Source organism: Cryobacterium sp. Y50 (assembly GCF_002929805.1).
In the GTDB taxonomy this organism is placed as follows: domain Bacteria; phylum Actinomycetota; class Actinomycetes; order Actinomycetales; family Microbacteriaceae; genus Cryobacterium.
This window is the reverse complement of record NZ_PJJM01000096.1, coordinates 11,774-29,471: the sequence shown is the minus strand read 5'-3', so window position 1 is coordinate 29,471 and position 17,698 is coordinate 11,774. Positions and strand designations below refer to the sequence as shown.

15 protein-coding genes are annotated in these 17,698 nt (G+C 61.9%); 10 read left to right on the top strand and 5 right to left on the bottom strand.

What is annotated here, in order from left to right:
• Positions 1-2: 2 nt before the first annotated feature.
• The 7 genes from hemQ (at position 3) to CXY73_RS13245 (ending at position 6,565) form a co-directional block, all read left to right on the top strand.
• The gene (gene hemQ / locus CXY73_RS13275) at positions 3-755 is read left to right on the top strand and encodes a hydrogen peroxide-dependent heme synthase (protein WP_104136880.1); all 753 of its coding nucleotides are present in this window, start codon (positions 3-5) and stop codon (positions 753-755) included.
• Entirely contained in the window at positions 755-1,879 is a 1,125-nt protein-coding gene (locus CXY73_RS13270) for a ferrochelatase (RefSeq protein ID WP_104136877.1), read from the top strand. The genes hemQ and CXY73_RS13270 overlap by 1 nt, the downstream gene beginning before the upstream one ends.
• Positions 1,876-2,829 carry a hydroxymethylbilane synthase gene (hemC, locus tag CXY73_RS13265; RefSeq protein WP_104177980.1) on the top strand — a complete coding sequence of 318 codons (954 nt, stop codon included), beginning with the start codon at positions 1,876-1,878 and terminating at the stop codon, positions 2,827-2,829. The genes CXY73_RS13270 and hemC overlap by 4 nt, the downstream gene beginning before the upstream one ends.
• A gap of 4 nt (positions 2,830-2,833) precedes the next feature.
• Entirely contained in the window at positions 2,834-3,622 is a 789-nt protein-coding gene (locus tag CXY73_RS13260; protein WP_104136870.1) for a uroporphyrinogen-III synthase, read from the top strand.
• A gap of 111 nt (positions 3,623-3,733) precedes the next feature.
• Complete coding sequence (hemB, locus tag CXY73_RS13255; protein WP_104177979.1) at positions 3,734-4,717, top strand: porphobilinogen synthase; 984 nt, start codon at positions 3,734-3,736, stop codon at positions 4,715-4,717.
• The gene (gene hemL / locus CXY73_RS13250; RefSeq protein ID WP_233198334.1) at positions 4,714-6,087 is read left to right on the top strand and encodes a glutamate-1-semialdehyde 2,1-aminomutase; all 1,374 of its coding nucleotides are present in this window, start codon (positions 4,714-4,716) and stop codon (positions 6,085-6,087) included. Before hemB ends, hemL begins: the two co-directional genes overlap by 4 nt.
• 127 nt (positions 6,088-6,214) lie before the next feature.
• Positions 6,215-6,565, top strand: a complete 351-nt coding sequence (locus tag CXY73_RS13245; RefSeq protein WP_104136865.1) for a hypothetical protein — start codon at positions 6,215-6,217, stop codon at positions 6,563-6,565.
• A 127-nt stretch (positions 6,566-6,692) separates the two neighbouring features.
• On the opposite strand, the gene CXY73_RS13240 is transcribed toward CXY73_RS13245, so the two are convergent.
• From CXY73_RS13240 to CXY73_RS13220, 5 genes are all read right to left on the bottom strand, one after another.
• A complete protein-coding gene (locus CXY73_RS13240; protein WP_199185371.1) occupies positions 6,693-7,247 on the bottom strand; it encodes a VOC family protein in 555 nt (184 codons plus the stop codon).
• A gap of 45 nt (positions 7,248-7,292) precedes the next feature.
• The gene (locus tag CXY73_RS13235; RefSeq protein ID WP_104177977.1) at positions 7,293-9,023 is read right to left on the bottom strand and encodes a dihydroxyacetone kinase family protein; all 1,731 of its coding nucleotides are present in this window, start codon (positions 9,021-9,023) and stop codon (positions 7,293-7,295) included.
• Positions 9,020-9,853, bottom strand: coding sequence for an HAD-IA family hydrolase (locus tag CXY73_RS13230; protein ID WP_233198333.1), 834 nt, complete (start codon positions 9,851-9,853; stop codon positions 9,020-9,022). The genes CXY73_RS13235 and CXY73_RS13230 overlap by 4 nt, the downstream gene beginning before the upstream one ends.
• Positions 9,850-10,710: a class II fructose-bisphosphate aldolase gene (locus tag CXY73_RS13225; protein WP_104136857.1), complete on the bottom strand. Its 861-nt coding sequence runs from the start codon at positions 10,708-10,710 to the stop codon at positions 9,850-9,852. Before CXY73_RS13225 ends, CXY73_RS13230 begins: the two co-directional genes overlap by 4 nt.
• 93 nt (positions 10,711-10,803) lie before the next feature.
• Positions 10,804-12,657, bottom strand: a complete 1,854-nt coding sequence (locus tag CXY73_RS13220; protein ID WP_104177976.1) for a GAF domain-containing protein — start codon at positions 12,655-12,657, stop codon at positions 10,804-10,806.
• Positions 12,658-12,903: 246 nt separating this feature from the next.
• On the opposite strand from CXY73_RS13220, the gene CXY73_RS13215 reads away from it, so the two are divergent.
• The 3 genes from CXY73_RS13215 to CXY73_RS13205 all read left to right on the top strand — a co-directional run bounded on the left by CXY73_RS13215 (position 12,904) and on the right by CXY73_RS13205 (position 17,632).
• Complete coding sequence (locus CXY73_RS13215; protein WP_104177975.1) at positions 12,904-13,932, top strand: 6-phosphofructokinase; 1,029 nt, start codon at positions 12,904-12,906, stop codon at positions 13,930-13,932.
• A 199-nt stretch (positions 13,933-14,131) separates the two neighbouring features.
• The gene (locus CXY73_RS13210; protein ID WP_104177974.1) at positions 14,132-16,324 is read left to right on the top strand and encodes a thiamine pyrophosphate-dependent enzyme; all 2,193 of its coding nucleotides are present in this window, start codon (positions 14,132-14,134) and stop codon (positions 16,322-16,324) included.
• On the top strand, positions 16,325-17,632 hold the full coding sequence (locus CXY73_RS13205; RefSeq protein ID WP_104177973.1) for a dihydrolipoamide acetyltransferase family protein: 1,308 nt from the start codon (positions 16,325-16,327) through the stop codon (positions 17,630-17,632). It begins immediately after the preceding gene.
• Positions 17,633-17,698: the final 66 nt, after the last annotated feature.

Here is a 17,698-nt window from a genome sequence, read left to right as displayed (position 1 = left end):
CCATGACTCACCCGGCTGCCGGAGAGGCAGTAACCAGCGTTCAGCCCACCACCCCCACCGATTCCGAGTTACCCGCGGCTTCGCCGCAAGGATTCACCCTCTTCACCGTGCTGCGAAGGGACCCGCACAATCCCGACGACCTCGACGGCCGCGATGTTCCGCACGCCGTGAACGAGCTCGACGACGTGGTGGCCTTGATCGAAGCCGAGGGCGTCACCGTGCGTGGCTTCTATGATGTCTCCGGCCTCAAGGCCGATGCCGACGTCATGATCTGGACCCACGCGCCCGAGGCAGAGACCCTGCAGTGGGCAAACCGTGAGCTGCGCCGCAGTCGCCTGCTCAAGAGCCTCTTACCGACCTGGAACGCCATGGGCGTGCACCGCGACGCCGAGTTCAACAAGAGCCACGTGCCCGGATTCCTGCGCGGACTCGAGCCCAAGGCCTGGATGACCGTCTACCCCTTCGTGCGCAGCTTCGAGTGGTACCTGCTACCCGACGAAGACCGCAGCCGCATGCTCGCCGATCACGGACGCAAGGGCGCCGCCTATCGCGGTGCGATCGCGAACACCGTTTCCGCCTTCGCCCTGGGCGACTATGAGTGGCTGCTGCCGATCGAGAGCGACGAGCTCACCGAGCTCGTCGACCTCATGCGTGGCCTGCGCGACACTGAGGCGCGTCGCCATGTGCGCGAAGAGATCCCGTTCTACACCGGACGCCGCATCTCGACCGCCGAGCTCGTAGAGGTTCTGCAGTAATGGCCCAGTACGACGCCGTTTTGCTGGCCGGTTTCGGCGGCCCAGAGGGCCAGGACGACGTGATTCCGTTCCTGCGTAACGTCACCGGTGGTCGCGGCATCCCGGAGGCTCGCCTCGAAGAGGTCGCCACCCACTACCGCCACTTCGGTGGCGTGAGCCCGATCAACGACCAGAACCGGGTGCTCAAGGCGGCCCTGCAGGTCGAACTCGACCGTCGCGGCATCAACCTGCCCGTCATTTGGGGCAACCGCAACTGGGCACCATATCTGCGCGACACAATCTCCGACGCCCACGAAGTCGGCCAAAATCGCCTGCTCGCGATCGCGACGAGTGCCTACAGTTCCTACAGCGGATGCCGCCAGTACCGTGAAGACTTCGCTGCAGCGCTGACTGACAAGGGCCTGAACGACACGGTCCACATCGACAAGATCCGCCAGTTTTTCGACCACCCCGGCTTCGTCACCCCGTTCATCACCGGTGTCACCCAGGGACTCAAGGATGTCGTCGCAGCCATGCCCGGTATCGACGTCGACACCGAGGTCGAGATTCTGTTTTCGACCCACTCGATCCCGATGACGGACGCGAACAAGAGCGGCCCTGCCGAGCGCGGCTTCGGCGAGGGTGGCGCCTACGAGGCGCAGCACCGCGCCGTCGCCCAGGTCGTTATGGATGCCCTCGTGGAACCTGGAGACGCGGCCACCCCGCTCAAGACGCAATGGCAGCTCGTCTATCAGTCCCGCAGCGGCCCGCCCAGCATGCCGTGGCTTGAGCCCGACATCAACGATGCGATCGCCCTGTTGCCGCGACAAGGTATCCGTGCTGTCATTATTGTGCCGCTCGGATTCGTGAGCGACCACATGGAGGTCATGTGGGATCTCGACAACGAGGCCATGGAGACGAGTGCGAAGTTCGGCATCCACGCCGTGCGGGTGCCGACCCCCGGAGTCTCGCCCGACTTTGTCAGCGGCCTCGTCGATCTGATCGAGGAACGCCTGAACGACACCCCGAGCGAAGACCGTCCGGCCGAAACCGACCTCGGCCCCTGGTACGACGTGTGCCGCCCCGGCTGCTGCGAAAACGTGCGGCTCGGCTTCAAGCCGGCCGTCGCGGGAATGGCGCCGTGACCGTGATCCGCGTGGGAACGCGTGCGAGTGCCCTCGCCTTGGCGCAGACCCAGACCATCGTGAACCGCATCGCGGCATCGGCCGGTGTAGAGGTTGAAATCGTGCGTGTCACCACACACGGTGACACCTCGACCGCGCCGCTCTCGAGCCTCGGTGGTACCGGTGTCTTCGCGAGCGCCCTGCGCGAAGCCCTCTTGAATGACGAGTGCGATGTCATCGTGCACTCCTTCAAGGACCTGCCTACCGAGCCTCACCCTGGCTTGCGTATCGGCGCAACCCCCAAGAGAGCGGATGCCCGCGACGTGCTGGTCGCACGCGCCGGCTTCACTCTGGACACCCTGCCCGAGGGTGCCCGGGTCGGCACCGGCTCGCCCCGCCGCGTCGCCCAGTTGCTGGAACGTCGCCCCGACCTGACCGTCGTCGACATTCGCGGCAACATCGACACCCGCATTGGGCGCGTCGCCGAGGGCGACCTCGATGCCGTCGTGCTGGCTGCGGCCGGACTCGGCCGACTCGGCCGTCTGGAATTCCTCGCGCCGGAGTTTCTCGAGCTGTCGGCCTGGCCGACCGCTCCCGGCCAGGGTGCGCTCGCGATCGAGGTTCGTGACGGCAAGCCGGAGTGCCTGCTCGGCGTGGCACTCGCGGCGATGAACCACGGCTCTACTCAGGCGACAACCACCGCCGAACGTACCGTGCTGGCCCGCCTGGAGGCCGGTTGCGCCGCGCCGATCGGCGCCACGGCCGTGGTTGACGATGGACTGCTCTTTCTCACCGCAACCGTGTATAGCCCGGATGGTTCCCGCAAGATCACCAGCTCGCACGCGGCGACGCCGGATTCCCACTCTGCCCTCCATCTCACTGACGCCGCGCTCGACGTGGCCGAACGTGTGTCCATAGATCTTCTGGCCGGTGGCGCGGCCGAGTTCGCTCCCCTGAAAGTGACTGAGTGACCACGTGACTAATCGACTGACCAAGCCCCTCGCGGGCTGGCGAGTTCTCGTTCCGCGAGGCGGCCCCTGGGGCGACCAGGTCGCAGCAAACCTGCGCGCCAAGGGTGCGCATCCCATCGTCGCTCCCATGATCAACTTCGCCGCGACCGACGACGCCCCAGCCCTCGACGCGGCGCTGACCCGCCTCGCCGCCGGCGACTTCGACTGGATGACGATCACCAGCGCGACCACCGTGGACGTTCTGTCGTCGCACCGCGCCGTTGTCGCGCCCGGAACCCGTATCGCTGCCGTCGGTGAGACCACCGCGGCCGCACTCATCGCGGCCGGCTACCACGTGGACATCGTTCCGTCGGAGGACAACTCGGCGCGCGGCCTGCTCGAGGAGTGGGAGACGGCCACCGCGGGCGTCATTCCCCTGCGCGTGCTGACCCTGCGCAGCGAGATCGCCAAGCCACTGCTCAGCGAGGGACTGCGTCGTGTCGGGCACGATGTGGAATCGGTCGTGGCTTACCGCACCATAGGTGTTCCGGTCAGCGATCAGGTCGTCGCCGACGTTAAGGCCGGCCTCGTGCACGCCGTGCTCGTGACGAGCGGCAGCGTGGCACGCCAGGTGCGCGACCAGTTCGGGGACATTCCCGAGCGCACTCTCGTGGCCTGCATCGGTCCGCAGACCGCCAAGGATTCCCGGGCTCTGGGCTTGCGCGTTGACGTTGTCGCCTCGGAACGTAGCGCCGAGTCGCTTATCGAGGCGCTCGTCTATGCGGCGCTCGCTGGGAGCACGCCGGCCGCGTGACCAGGGTGGCGGCATCCGCGCAGGCCGTGCCGCAGGCGTGTGCCGCCTTCTGGGGCGTAGAGGTAACGAGCGGATAACGAAACGCACAGCCTGGCAGCGTAGGCTGAACGGGTGACCAAACCCGTTATACGCCCACGACGTCTGCGCACCAGCCCCGCGCTTCGTCGTCTGGCCAGTGAGATTCGTGTCCATCCGGCGGAGCTCGTGCTCCCCATGTTCGTGCACGAAGGCGATGAGGCGCGACCAATCAGCTCAATGCCGGGCGTGGTGCAGCACAGCATCGACAGTGCCCGTCGCGCTGTGGTACAGGCAGCCGCAGCAGGCATCGGTGGCGTGATGCTGTTTGGGGTGCCCGAAGTGCGCGACGCGACCGGAACCGGCGCGACCGATCCGGGCGGCATCCTTAACCTGGCCACCCGCGCCCTGGTCGACGAGATCGGCGACGCGCTCGTGGTGCAAACCGACCTGTGCCTGGATGAATTCACCGACCACGGCCACTGCGGCGTACTCGCCGTCGATGGCCACGTCGACAACGACGCGACCCTTGAGCGCTACCGCGATATGGCGCTGGCCCAGGCGACGGCTGGCTCAGCGCTGCTCGGCCTCTCCGGCATGATGGACGGCCAGGTCGCCGCCGTGCGCGAAACCCTCGACGCCAACGGTTTCGAAGACACCGCGGTGCTGGCCTACTCGGCCAAGTACGCCTCCGCCTACTACGGCCCGTTCCGCGAGGCCGTCGCCTCCACCCTGGTCGGCGATCGCCGTACCTACCAGCTCGACCCCGCGAACCGCCGCGAGGGCGTGCGCGAAGCGCAGATCGACATTGACGAGGGCGCCGACATCGTCATGGTCAAACCGGCCGGCAGCTACCTCGACGTCCTAGCCGAGGTCGCCGCTATGAGTGATATTCCGGTTTGGGCATATCAAGTTTCCGGCGAGTACGCCATGATCGAAGCTGCAGCTGCACAGGGCTGGATTGACCGGCGCCGAGCCGTTGAGGAGTCGGTGCTGAGCATCCGTCGGGCCGGCGCCGGCGCTGTACTTACCTATTGGGCCGTTGAATTGGCCACTTGGCTCAAGGAGGAGCGAGCATGACCGACACGATGTCGAACCCCATGCAACACCAAGCCAGCCATAACGATGAGCTGTTCGATCGCGCTCGGCGAGTCATCCCCGGTGGGGTTAACTCACCGGTGCGAGCCTTCGGCTCTGTCGGCGGCACCCCGCTGTTTCTGGTGAAGGCCGCTGGTGCTTACGTCACCGACTCCGACGGCCGCGAATATGTCGACCTCGTCAACTCCTGGGGACCGGCGATTCTGGGCCACGCCCACCCCGAAGTCATCAAGGCCGTTCAGGATGCCGCAGCTCTCGGTTTATCCTTTGGCGCGTCGACGCCCGCCGAGACAGAACTGGCTGAGCTCGTCGCCGAGCGGGTCGGCGCGGTCGAAAAGCTGCGCTTGGTGTCGACCGGCACCGAGGCGACTATGACCGCCATTCGACTGGCCCGCGGCTTCACAGGTCGGGACCTGCTGATCAAGTTCGCCGGGCACTACCACGGTCACTCCGATGGGCTGCTCGCGCAGGCCGGTTCCGGTCTCGCGACCCTCGCCCTGCCCGGTTCGGCCGGCGTCACGGCCGCGACCGCCGCGCAGACCCTCGTGCTGCCCTACAACGACCTCGATGCCGTGCGCGCCGCCTTCGAGGCGCACCCCGGCCGCATCGCCGCCGTCATCACCGAGGCTGCCGCCGCCAACATGGGCGTCGTAGCACCGGATGCCGGCTTCAACGCGGCCCTGTCGGCGATCGCGCACTCGAACGGCGCCCTGCTCATCCTCGACGAGGTGCTCACCGGTTTTCGGGTGAGCCGCTCGGGCTTCTGGGGCCTCGAGACCAGCAGTCTCGAGTCGGCCGGTGAAGAGTTTTACACGCCTGACCTGCTCACCTTCGGCAAGATCATCGGCGGTGGCCTTCCCGTTGCCGCCCTCGGTGGTCGGGCTGACGTGATGGACTTTCTAGCGCCGACCGGCCCGGTCTACCAGGCCGGAACATTGTCGGGCAACCCAGTAGCCGTTGCGGCCGGCATCGCGACTCTCAACCTGCTCGAGGAGAGCGTCTACGACCGGCTCAACGCAACCGCCATCATCCTCTCTGAGGCTGTTTCTGCCTCGCTGGCCGCCGAGGGCGTCGCTCACCGGGTGCAGCGGGCCGGCAACCTGTTCAGCTTCGTGTTCGGCGAGGAGGCGCAGGGTTCAGCTCCGCGCACCTATGCCGACGTGCAGCGTCAGGAGGCTTTTCGCTACGCCCCGTTCTTTCACGCAATGCTCGATGGCGGCGTCTCGCTGCCGCCGAGCGTATTCGAGGCCTGGTTCGTTTCCGATGCACACGATGAGAGCGCGATCGGGCGCATCTTCGAGGCACTGCCCGCCGCAGCCAAAGCTGCAGCGGCTGCCCAGCCACAGTCCTAATTGAGCGTCACGATCGCGGCCCGGCCGGGAGTATGACGATTCAGTTGTGGAGTTCCTGCGCTGGGACGTTATTGCTTTGTGAGTTAAAGACAACGGGTTTTCGGGCCGGAACGGGCAGACTGGAACAATGGCTTCCCTGAGCGTGCATTCCGACCGGCTCGAGATCCACCTGACGCGCGCGGAAAGAACGCTCGCGCTGCGGCGCGACTCGATCGTGGTGCAACGAGAGAACATCCGCTCGGTGATCATCACCGCGGATCCGTGGATCTGGCTGCGCGGCATCCGCTCGCCCGGATCGATGATTCCGCTGGTTCTGGCGGCCGGAACCTGGAAGTTTCACGGTGGCAAGGACTTCGTCTCGATCAAGCGCCACCGCCCGGCCGTGGTGATCGACTTGGTCGACGAAGAATTCGCCCGCGTCATTCTGACCAGCCAGCACGCAGCCGACTTCGTCGACTCGCTCAAACTTCCAGCCTGACCCCCTCGGGCAGCACCCGGAGGGTCGACGGGGATTTAGGTGTCAAAAACGCTGCTTCATGTCTAACATCGCCAGCTATCAGTATCGGTCGAGCGCCGGCATGGCTCGACCAGTGTTTTCGTTGGTCCTAGTACGCGGTCTCGGCGACCAGTGCGGGGTGGAACAAGCGGGCTCCGCCAGATGCTTTGGCCTGATCGTCGTAGGCGGTGCCGTCGGGCGACGAAACGATCTCCAGCTGCATCCCCCACGGAGCCATGAAATAGCACCACGTGAGCCCTAGGTTGGGACCGGAATCATAGACGGTCGGCTCACCCAAGACCGTGACGTCGTTCTCTTTGAGGTAATTAATAGCCGCGGAGATGTCGTCAACGTAGAAGGCCAAGTGGTGTCCACCAATGTCGCTATTCTTCGGCTGGATCGGGTTCTGGTCGGGGGACTCGTACTCGAAGACCTCAAGGTTGCTGCCATTCCCTAGACGCAGATACCGAAACTCTTTGATGACGGCGCGCGGGTTGACCCGAAGGTGCTCGGCCATCCAGTCAGTGTCGTCGTTCCGGAAATCCGTTGCTGCAACAAAGAGCGTCTGAGCTCCAAGAATCTTCTCGAAGAAATCACACGCCTCGTTGATGTCGGGGACCGTAAAACCGATGTGTTCCATGCCGCGAATACCTGGGATTGCCATCATTAGCTCCTAGTCATGTTTCGTATTTGTATCAGAAGTAGCGGGTTATTTCCGGGCCACAGATGCTGCGTGCAATTCAGCAATTTCCGAGACGATCATCGAGAATGAGATTGCACCCGGGTCAGCAGAGCCGACCGATCGCTCTGCCAGTACCCTTGCTCGTCCAATGAGTGGCACGAGCGCTGCTGTGGCGTCCGCTGCGTCCTTAGACGTTTTGGCTGCTACCTTCCACGCATCGGATGCGGACGCGCCGTGCGCAACTGCCAACTCGAAGGCATCGGCAAACGGAACTTGGGCATCAACCATCGTTTTGTCACCGATGGATGCGCCTCCAAGCTGAATGATCGAGGCGACGAATGCCCGGATCGCGCGGGATTGGGCTGCAGCGTCCGGCAGCGCATCATCGCCCAGTGCGTTACCGGCGGCGGTAAGTGCGGCGCCCCACAAAGCACCTGATGCACCACCGGCTTGTTCAGACCAACGATCACCAGCGCCTACAAGAGCAGTCTGAGCGCCGGCACCCTCTGATACCAGCCACTGAACAGCCTCGGCGGCGGCGTGGGATCCCCGAGTCATACCTATGCCGTGATCGCCATCGCCCGCGATTGCATCCAAGTCACCGAGCATCTCGGCATTTTCGGCGATGAGATCTCTCACCCGACTAAGGCCTACGGAGATGAAAGCGGCGGCCGTGCAGGATTGGTTTCCTCCCCGCGTGTGTACTTTCAGCGGCTCCGCTGCTGTGTTGAAAATGCGGTCAGCGGGCAGCTGATTCGCTGTCATGGGGGAACGCTGCACTGCTGGCGTGTCGCACGGCGCAAACCAATACTTTTCGATCTCATCGTCGAGCCAGATCAGCGAAAGTGATACCCCACCCATGTCGAGCGACGTCATGAACTCTCCGACTTCACCGTCGACAACGTCGAGCCCAGCAGCTTTTAGTCGAACATTCACTGAGTGGTAGGTGACGAACAGCTCTTCATACTTGGCCGACCCAAGACCATTGAGAACGGCGATAACGCGCTTTCCTGGGTTCGCGGGGACGTCTTCGAGAAGCTTATCCACGAGGAGTTTAGCCACGTCGTCGGCAGTGCCGAGATCAGTTTCGTAGATGCCAGCTTCGCCGTGTACACCGAGGCCGACACCGATTTTACCCTCGGGCACTTCGAACAGGGGGTGGTCAGCGCCGGGGAGGGTGCAGCCGGAAAAGGCAGCGCCGAAAGTACGTGTGCGGTCGTTAACGTTATTGAAAACCCGCACGACCTCGTCGATATCGAGCCCAGCTTCAGCGGCAGCAGCAGTGACTTTCAGTACGGCCAGTCCGCCCGCGATGCCGCGGCGTTTGGCATGGTTCTCTGTAGTGGCGGATGCGACGTCGTCGGTAATGACGCAGGTTCGCACCTCGAGACCATCGGCTCGCAGCCGCTCTGCTGCCTGACCGAAGTGCAAAACATCGCCCGCGTAGTTAAGGAAGGCGATTATTACGCCGCCACCTTGATCGGCGGCCCTGGCCACGCTGCAAGCCTGAGAGGCGGAGGGGGAGGAGAAGATGTTGCCAGTGACGGCACCATCGAGCAGACCGGTGCCAACCCACCCCAGGAACCCCGGGTAGTGTCCAGTGCCACCGCCGGAGATGACGGCCACCTTTCCCGGTCGTGATTCCGTGCCGCGAACGACGCCCCCAAAGACTTTGCGCACGTAGCGCGAATTCGACTCAATGAATCCCTCGACAAGTTCAGCCGGAAAGTCCGCGGGATTGTTAACTAGGCGCGTCATGACGCGACCTTCCTGTTGTAGTGAACGTGCGTTTCATGCTTGAAACGAGGTGCAGCGAGGATTCGGCTGAGATCAATGAGCGAGACAAGGGCTCCGGGCCCTATCCGCAATGGATCATTGAGTACTCGAGTCGTTTCGCCAGGTGACGGATCACCGAGCGAGGATACGACGAGCGATGCATCGGAGAAGTCTTCATCTACGGTAAAAGTGCTCACCGTGACGACGGTGCGTAGACCCGCGCCAACGGCGGCCCTCAGACCGTTGTTACTGTCTTCTATGACGATCACATCGTCGGCATCAACTCCAAGCTCATTAATGGCAAGCAGGTAGATATCAGGGGCAGGCTTCTTGGCTGGCACGACATCCCCGGCGAAGACCGAAAACTGTGCAGCGAGATCAGCCCCAACAGCATGCGAGAGCACGGCGCGAACGGAAGCTTCTGCAGAGGTTGAGGCGCAGGCTAGATTCCAGCCGGCCGTGCTCGCCGCATGCACAATCCGCGCGATGCCGGGGCGGGGCGGCATCACTCCGTCCGCGACGAGGCTCGTGTAGATCTCGGTCTTCTTGCGGTGCCAGGCCGCGACAATTTCCGTCTGACCGGCGATGTCGCGGGGCAAGCCGGCATCCACAACGAACTCGGGGGTGAGAAGACTCTTCAGTCGTTCCTTGCCTCCGCCGATGCGGACCTTTTCGGCGTAATCGACGACGCTCCAACGCGCTGGTAGATCATAGAACGCGAATGTCTCGTTGAAGGCTCTGAGGTGGCCATCTTGCTCGGTGTCGGCGAGAACGCCATCGCAGTCGAAAATAAGCGTGGGCACCGCTGTCACCAGGCCTTTCCTGCACTGCCGAACTGCTGGGCGAGGCCTTCTACGAGGTCGGTGAGGTCGCGGCTTACCGACGTAAACAGCGACGGCGGGTCCCACTTATTGGCTTTTTCTGTCTCTCGAAGGAATGAAAGGTTGGCCTTCATGTATGCCTCTTTCATGGCGGTAGAGATGTTGACCTTGGCGGCACCCCGGGAGATTAAGTCCTGGAACTGCTCCGTGGTCAGCCCACTGCCGCCGTGCAGCGCGATGGGGATCGGGCGACGCTCCACGATGTCGGTTACGCGCTGGACGTCTAGGACCGGGGCGCTTTTGTAACTGCCATGGGCATTACCGATGGATGGGGCAAACACGTCGACTCCGGTAGCTTCGATGAAGCGCAACGAAGTTTCGAGTGATTCGCGGGCAGCCTCGGTATCGGAGCCGTGTCCGTCTTCGACTCCCGTAATCGCCTCGATTTCGCCTTCAACGTCTGCGCCGAATGACCGAGCCTCCTTAACGACCTCGATCGTCTGGCGTTGGTTCTCAGCAACGGGCAGTTCCGATGCATCGAACAGCACGGAATTCCAGCCCTCACGGAGACAGGTCGAGAGAACTTCACGGTCGGGGCAATGATCCAGGTGCAGTGTGACCGGAATAGTGATGCCATCCGTCATAGAGCGCCACATGCTGGCCAAAGCCTTGGGACCGATGCTACGAACGGTCTTGACCGACGTCTGGACGATGACGGGCGAGTTCGCCCTGACCGCACCAGCCAGCACAGCTTCCAACGTCAGATCGTTGAAAATGTTGATGGCCGGTACGCCATACCGCTCTCTGAATGCTCGATCCAGAATTTCCCTCAGTGGTACGACTCCCACAGCAACCTCCTTGTTTGACTGCCCTCACACTAAGAGAGGTAGCCAGTCGGGGGCTATTAGGAGTTCCCCCTCCGTGCGGAGTAGGGGAATCCTCTATAGGGCGGGGTAGCCGGAGTTCTGCATCGCCGAGCCGTTCATGCTCACCAACATCGTTCGATTGCGAGCTCCAGTCTTTCGCAGCAGAGATCCGACGTGCTTCTCGACGGTCTTGACGGATATCTCGAGTAGGGTCGCGATTTGCTTGTCGGGCAGCCCCTGGGTAACCATTTCGCGCACTTCTCGTTCACGAGCAGTGGGAGTGTCTGTCCCGCCGAGTCCGGCGCGCGAAGTTTCCCTGAGGTGCTCAAGCATGGTGCCGTCAATCAATGCATCGCCCTGAGCTGCGGCCACGATGATGCGCACGATAGCGTCGACATTTGACCCGCGCTTAATATACCCCCGCACACCTGCTTGGGTCGCGAAGCGCATTTGGTCTGCTGTTGGATTGTCTGTCAGCACGACGATGGCGACCTCGGGGTCAAGTGCGCGGACCTTGCCTATCGTGCCGGAAAGGTCGCTCTGGAGCATTTGAAGATCGACCAAGAGTACGTCGGGACGTAAAAGCTCGTAGGCGTCGAGTAGTTGGGCGAGTGTGTTGACCTCGGCGGTTACATTGATGGCGGGCTCATTGAGGTGTAATAGCCGCACGAGGCCGGCACTGACAATTGGCTGGTCATTGGCGATCAGTACTTTCCAACGCGGCTGGACCGCGCCGCCGGGCCCTGGCCCGACATCCGGAATTGTTGCCCGAACCTTTGTACCCCAACCGGGAGTGGTCTCGATGTTCAGCTCTCCACCCAAGTGGCTAACCCGTGAAGCCATCCCATGCAATCCGAGGCAGCCTGAGGGAAGAGAAGAATGGTCACCGTGGGCAGCTTGCAAATCGAAGCCACGGCCGTTATCTTCGATCAGGACAGAGACCTCGTGTGTTCTGTAGATAAGACCGACTCGAACGGTACTTGCCCTAGCGTGCGTGACGACATTACTCAGTGCTTCTTGGACGATTTTGAACGCCTGGTGCGCGATCTCGGGCGGGAGTTCGCGCGGGGTGCCCACAACGACGAGGGCTGTCGCTGCAGCGCTCATTGACTCGACCCAAGTCAGCTCCGTCCCGACTGCCTCTGCCAAAGTGCGCCCGGCGAGGGAAGTTGGACCCAGACCGAGCGCTGTACGCCGTGTCTCGGCCAGCGCATCCAGTGCGATGGCGCGTGCGGTGCCAATGTGCTGCTTGGCCGGTTTGTCGTCTCTAATGTCCTCTTCGGCCTCATCAAGGCTGAGAAGGAGTGATGCCAGGGAACGGCCAACCGTCTCATGCACATCACGCACGGATCTCTCGCGTTCTTCCGCGATTGCAGCCTCACGTTCGCGCTCGGAAGCTCGGCTATGGAGGCGGGAATTAGCCAGCGCGATCGCGGCATGATTGGCGAACAGCTCGGCCAGGCGTGCATCTGCCTCGGTGAACACGCGACCAGGGCTCGCGCTGAAGATTATGCAGCTGCCAATCACCTCGTCGTCCCAGAGAATAGGCACGCCGATAACCGAGCAGTGCCATCGCGGGTCATCGGCGGAGATGTGTCCGGCGCGTACTTGCGAGTATTCGTCCAATATTATGGTGCCTCGTTTACGCACGACTTCACCCGTGAAACCTTCAGAGAGCGGGAATGTCTGGCCCTCCTGGCAGCCGACGCCAACGTCAGCCTTTTTCGTGTAAGTTCCGAGTTTTTCATCTACGAGCGAGATTGACCCCGAATCGCATCCTAGGAGTATCGTGGCGTGGCGCAGGATGCGCTCGAGAAGCGGGGAGAGTTCGAAACGTCCAGCGAGGTCGCGTGCTAGCTCGGTCACGGTGTCGAGCTGCTGCTGGAGGCTATCGAAGGTAGCCGAGTCCACGTCTAGTTTGCTCTGCATCTTTGCTGTTCCATCCGACCGACGTACGCGTTGAGGACGATGAACATCCCTCACGGCCTCGGTGCCGGGAGAACGAGCGTTACGTTATTTTCACATTAGACCATTGATTGTTGTGCTGGTTTACCCTCATCGCTGGGTCGGGGAACTCCTCATGGTTACAACCTCAGCTACGTGGTTACCTGACGTGGTCGCCGCCGCAGAAGGTCGCGACCACGACGGTATCAAGAGAGTAGTGGGTAACGACTGATGGCGCGCATAGGAATTCTGACCAGTGGCGGGGATTGTCCCGGACTCAACGCGGTGATCCGCGCCTGTGTCTTGCGCGGTATTCGGGGGCACAAAGATGAATTCCTCGGGCTCCTCGATGGATGGAGGGGAGTGGTCGAGCAGAACGCCATCGAACTCGACTGGAAAAGCGTGCGTGGCATCGCGAAGCTTGGCGGCACCATTCTTGGTACCTCTCGTACCTCGCCGTTCGACGATGGAGGCACCGTCCAAAAGGTTGTGGCTAGCTTGCGTTCAATGCGACTCGACGCACTTATCGTGATCGGTGGTGAAGGCACCTTGACGGTGGCCAAAATGCTGAGCGATGAGGGCGTGCGCATTATCGGAGTGCCCAAGACCGTGGACAATGATATTTCAGCAACGGACTACACTTTTGGCTTCGATACGGCCGTTGAGATCGCTACCGAAGCGATCGACCGATTGAAGACTACGGGAGAGTCGCATCATCGTTGCATGATCGCCGAAGTCATGGGCAGGCACGTCGGCTGGATCGCCCTTCACGCGGGGATGGCGACCAGCGCACACGCCATCCTAATTCCCGAACAAAACGCGACGATCGACGAGATCTGCGATTGGGTTGGCAAGCCATTCCAGCGTGGCCGTCCTCCCCTGATCGTGGTGGCGGAGGGATTCGTGCCCGAAGGCATGACGCGCGCGCATTCCGCACGCGGACTCGACGCCTTCTCTCGGCCCCGTCTCGGTGGAATCGGCGAATTTCTCGCCCCCACCATCGAAGAGCGCACCGGAATCGAGACCCGCTCCACCACTCTCGGTCACATCCAGCGCGGTGGTGTACCGAGCGCTTCCGATCGAGTATTAGCTACCAGACTGGGCATGGCTGCAGTCGACGCAGCGCACGACGAAGACTGGGGCCAGATGGTGGCCGTCCGCTCTACCGAGATCGTTCGGGTTGACCTCAGCGAGGCGATCGGCCAGCTCAAGACCGTTCCGCAGAGCCGTTACGACGAGGCCTTAACTCTGTTCGGATAGCGGTGAAGTCGATGACGTAGGGGCTTCCCTACCGTCAGAGATAGGGGGAAGTCCTAATTTCTGTCGCTCACGCCCGCCTATAGCGTTGGTGCAACGGCACCGATCAGGTCGCCGAGTTTCGCAGAGTCCCCATCCTGCGCGTGAACTGCGAATCACCACCTTTCTTCACTATGCAGCGCCGAGAGTAAACGAGGAATCGATGCCCAGTACTAAGAACCTTCAGCCAGCGTCCCCCTGGGTCGAACTCCGGGCCACGCAGAAAGATTGGGATGCGGCCGACCCTGCACTGCTGAAGAGCATGCTCACTCAGATGCACTTGGTTAGGGCGTTCGAGGAGACCGTGCTCGTTCTCGCCGGGCAGAAGCTGATAAATGGTCCAGCGCACTCCAGCATCGGTCAGGAGGGCGGCGCGGTCGGTTCGATCATAGGGTTGACGGCCGCCGACCAGATCAATGGTTCGCACCGCGGCCATCACCAGTTCCTCGCTAAGGCGTTGGGCTTTGTCTCGCCCACTGGCTTCGATCCCACCGCAGAATTCTCTGACGACGTACGCACTGTGTTGCGACGTGGCCTTGCCGAGATCTGCGGATTGGCAGATGGGTACTGCGGTGGTCGAGGCGGTTCCATGCACCTGCAGTGGATCGAGGCGGGAGCGATGGGCACCAATGCGATCGTCGGTGGCGCGGTTCCCTTCGCCGCTGGATTTGCTTGGTCGAGCAAGCACGCGAAGACCGATGCCGTCTCGGTGAGCTATTTCGGCGACGGCGCCATGAACATCGGCTCAGTGTTGGAGTCGCTCAACCTGGCCTCTGCCTGGAAACTGCCGGTCTGCTTCTTTGTGGAAAACAACCGTTACGCCGTGTCGACGACTGTCGAAGAGGCCACCGGCGAGCCCCGGCTGTCGGCCCGCGCGCTTGGGTTCAACATAGCGAGTTGGCGCGTTGACGGAATGGATCCCTTGGCCGTGCATCTCGCTATGGGTGAGGCGCTTCAGCACATGCGCGCCGGTAAAGGCCCGACCATGATCGAAGCCAATGTCTACAGGTACTTTCACCAAAACGGTCCGTTCCCCGGCAGCGCTTTCGGCTACCGGGAGAAAGCCGAAGAGACCGAGTGGCGTGAACGTGACCCCTTGCGGATGGTCGAGTCTCATCTTTTTCGGAGAAATTTGCTGTCTGAGGACGAAATCACCGAGCTTCGTGCAAAAGCCAAGAAAATCATGGCGGACGTCTCGAATAACTTGCTTGAGGCAGATCCTGCCGGTCAGGGAACGCAACGTTTTCGTCCAGAGCTCTGGCCCGATGCAAGCCTGATTGACACCGGAATCCGCGGCGACCTGAGCGAGTTTACCGGGGTCGATTTTAAGGAAGCGAAGGACTTCGCTGGCAAAACAGTCACGAAGAAGTTCGTCGACGTTGTGGCTGCGGTTATGGGTCGTCGGATGGAGAAGGACGACTCGATCGTCGTTATGGGCGAGGACGTGCACAAAATGTCCGGAGGGCCGCGAGGTGCGACCAAGGGGCTGAAAGATGCGTTCCCTGACCGGGTGCTCGGCACGCCGATCAGCGAGGCCGGGTTTACCGGTCTTGCCGGTGGCATGGCCCTCGACGGGCGCTACCGCCCCGTGGTCGAGCTGATGTACGCCGACTTTATCTGGGTTGCAGCGGACCAGATCTTCAACCAAATCGGCAAGGCCAGACATATGTTTGGCGGTAAGCACGACATGCCACTCGTGATGCGGATCAAAATTGGAACGCGTACCGGCTACGGCTCGCAGCATTCGATGGATCCGGCGGGAATAATGAACACGTCAGTGGGCTGGCGAATTGCCGCGCCTTCGACGGCCTTGGACTACATCGGTATGATGAACAGCTCACTTCGTTGCAATGACCCGGTCGCTGTGCTTGAGCACGACTCCGACCTCTACAAGACGTCATTCGACGTGCCGGAGACGGACCTAGACTTCTATATCCCGATTGGCTCGGCCGCGGTTCGGCGCGAAGGCAAGGCCGTCACGATCATCACGTACCTAGCTATGGTGCAGCAGTCGCTCGATGCGGTTGAGGCTACCGGTATCGATGCGGAGGTCATTGACCTGCGGTGGCTTGACGCGGCCAGCATCGACTGGGACACGATCGGCGAGAGCATACGCAAGACAAATAATGTGCTTCTGGTCGAGCAGGGGTCGCACGGGACGTCCTACGGTGCGTGGCTGAGTGATGAGATCCAGCGCCGATTCTTCGACTGGCTGGACTCCCCCATTGCCCGAGTGACCGGCGCTGAATCGTCACCGAGTATCAGTAAGGTGCTCGAAAAAGCTGCGATCGCTGACACTGACACGGTTATCGCCTTGTTGACCGAGCTTTTTGGTGCACGTAAGGGCGTGAAGTAGATGGCTTCGCTCTTGCGCATGCCCGGCATTTCGGCGGATGCCGAAGAGGCCGTCCTCCTCGAATGGTTGATCCAGGAGAGTGGAGAGTTCCACCCTGGCGACGCGTTGGCCACAGTGGAGACCGAGAAAGCGAACGTTGAAATCGAGGCGGACCAGAACGCCGTCCTGTGGCGGACCCTCGCCGAGCCCGGTACTTCTGTTGCCGTCGGCGCGCCGATCGCCGTGCTCATCGCAGTCGGTGAAATCGTCGCTGACGACGCGTCAGTTTTCGTTGCACTCGGATTGTCCGTGCCAGGAGGCCCAGGAGCCACGGTGTCGGCAGCACTGGACCCGCTTCCGGACGCTCCGATTGATCGGGCTGTGTCGGTTGCGACCGTGCCGAAGTCGGTCACCCACGACCGCATCTTCGCCTCGCCCCTCGCGCGCAGGATCGCTCGGGAGAACAACGTCGATGTTGCCGATATCGAGGGCACAGGGCCTGGCCAGCGCATTGTACGAGATGACGTTCACCGTGCTATCAGTGCCCTGGCTGAGCGAGTCATAGCGCCTGACGCAGCAGTTATCACGACACCGCTGACACCCGCAGCGCCGTCCCAGAAGGCTCCGGCCCGAGTCGAAGCGCTCGGCACGGGATATACCGATATTCCGCATAGCGGGATGCGCCGGGCGGTTGCCCGCTTCTTGACGCAGAGCAAGCGTGATGCCCCGCATTTCTACCTCAATGCGACCTGCCGAGTAGACGCGCTGCTTACGCTGCGGCATCAGCTCAACGCGGATGCCATGGTTCGCGTATCCATCAACGATTTCGTCGTGAAAGCGGTCGCCAAGGCGCTGGCTGAGGTCCCCGAGATGAACGTGATCTGGATGGACGATGCCGTCCGGCGGTACGACTCGGTCGATATCTCCGTGGCAATCGGAAGTGAAAAGGGGCTAGTGACCCCTGTTATTCGATCGGCGGAAAAACTTAGTCTGACCGAGATTTCCAATCAAGTACGTGACTTCGCAGTGCGTGCCAATGAGGGCAGATTGAAGCAGAATGAACTTGAAGGTGGCTCCTTCACCGTTACAAACCTGGGAATGTTTGGCGTAGAGAGTTTCTCGGCCATCATCAATCCGCCACAAGCCGGAATTTTAGCGGTCGGTGCGGTGATTCAACAGCCCGTGGTCGTTGACGGGGAACTCACAGTAGGCAGCACCCTCACGGTGACGATCTCAGTCGACCATCGCCCGGTCGATGGCGTGCTCGCTGCGCGGTGGCTGCAACGGTTTAAAGCGCTCATTGAGAATCCGCTTCTGATCCTCACTTAATCAGGGGAACTCGCCGCGCATCAGATATCCATATTCCAGCACGCCCCGAATGGCATATCGGGGCGT

Bases quoted from the DNA above. Each gene is read 5' to 3' on its own strand.
- hemQ (WP_104136880.1), top strand. From the start codon at position 3: ATGACTCACCCGGCTGCCGGAGAGGCAGTAACCAGCGTTCAGCCCACC.
- CXY73_RS13270 (WP_104136877.1), top strand. From the start codon at position 755: ATGGCCCAGTACGACGCCGTTTTGCTGGCCGGTTTCGGCGGCCCAGAG.
- hemL (WP_233198334.1), top strand. From the start codon at position 4,714: ATGACCGACACGATGTCGAACCCCATGCAACACCAAGCCAGCCATAAC.
- CXY73_RS13245 (WP_104136865.1), top strand. From the start codon at position 6,215: ATGGCTTCCCTGAGCGTGCATTCCGACCGGCTCGAGATCCACCTGACG.
- CXY73_RS13240 (WP_199185371.1), bottom strand. From the start codon at position 7,247: ATGGCAATCCCAGGTATTCGCGGCATGGAACACATCGGTTTTACGGTC.
- CXY73_RS13235 (WP_104177977.1), bottom strand. From the start codon at position 9,023: ATGACGCGCCTAGTTAACAATCCCGCGGACTTTCCGGCTGAACTTGTC.
- CXY73_RS13220 (WP_104177976.1), bottom strand. From the start codon at position 12,657: ATGCAGAGCAAACTAGACGTGGACTCGGCTACCTTCGATAGCCTCCAG.
- CXY73_RS13215 (WP_104177975.1), top strand. From the start codon at position 12,904: ATGGCGCGCATAGGAATTCTGACCAGTGGCGGGGATTGTCCCGGACTC.
- CXY73_RS13210 (WP_104177974.1), top strand. From the start codon at position 14,132: ATGCCCAGTACTAAGAACCTTCAGCCAGCGTCCCCCTGGGTCGAACTC.
- CXY73_RS13205 (WP_104177973.1), top strand. From the start codon at position 16,325: ATGGCTTCGCTCTTGCGCATGCCCGGCATTTCGGCGGATGCCGAAGAG.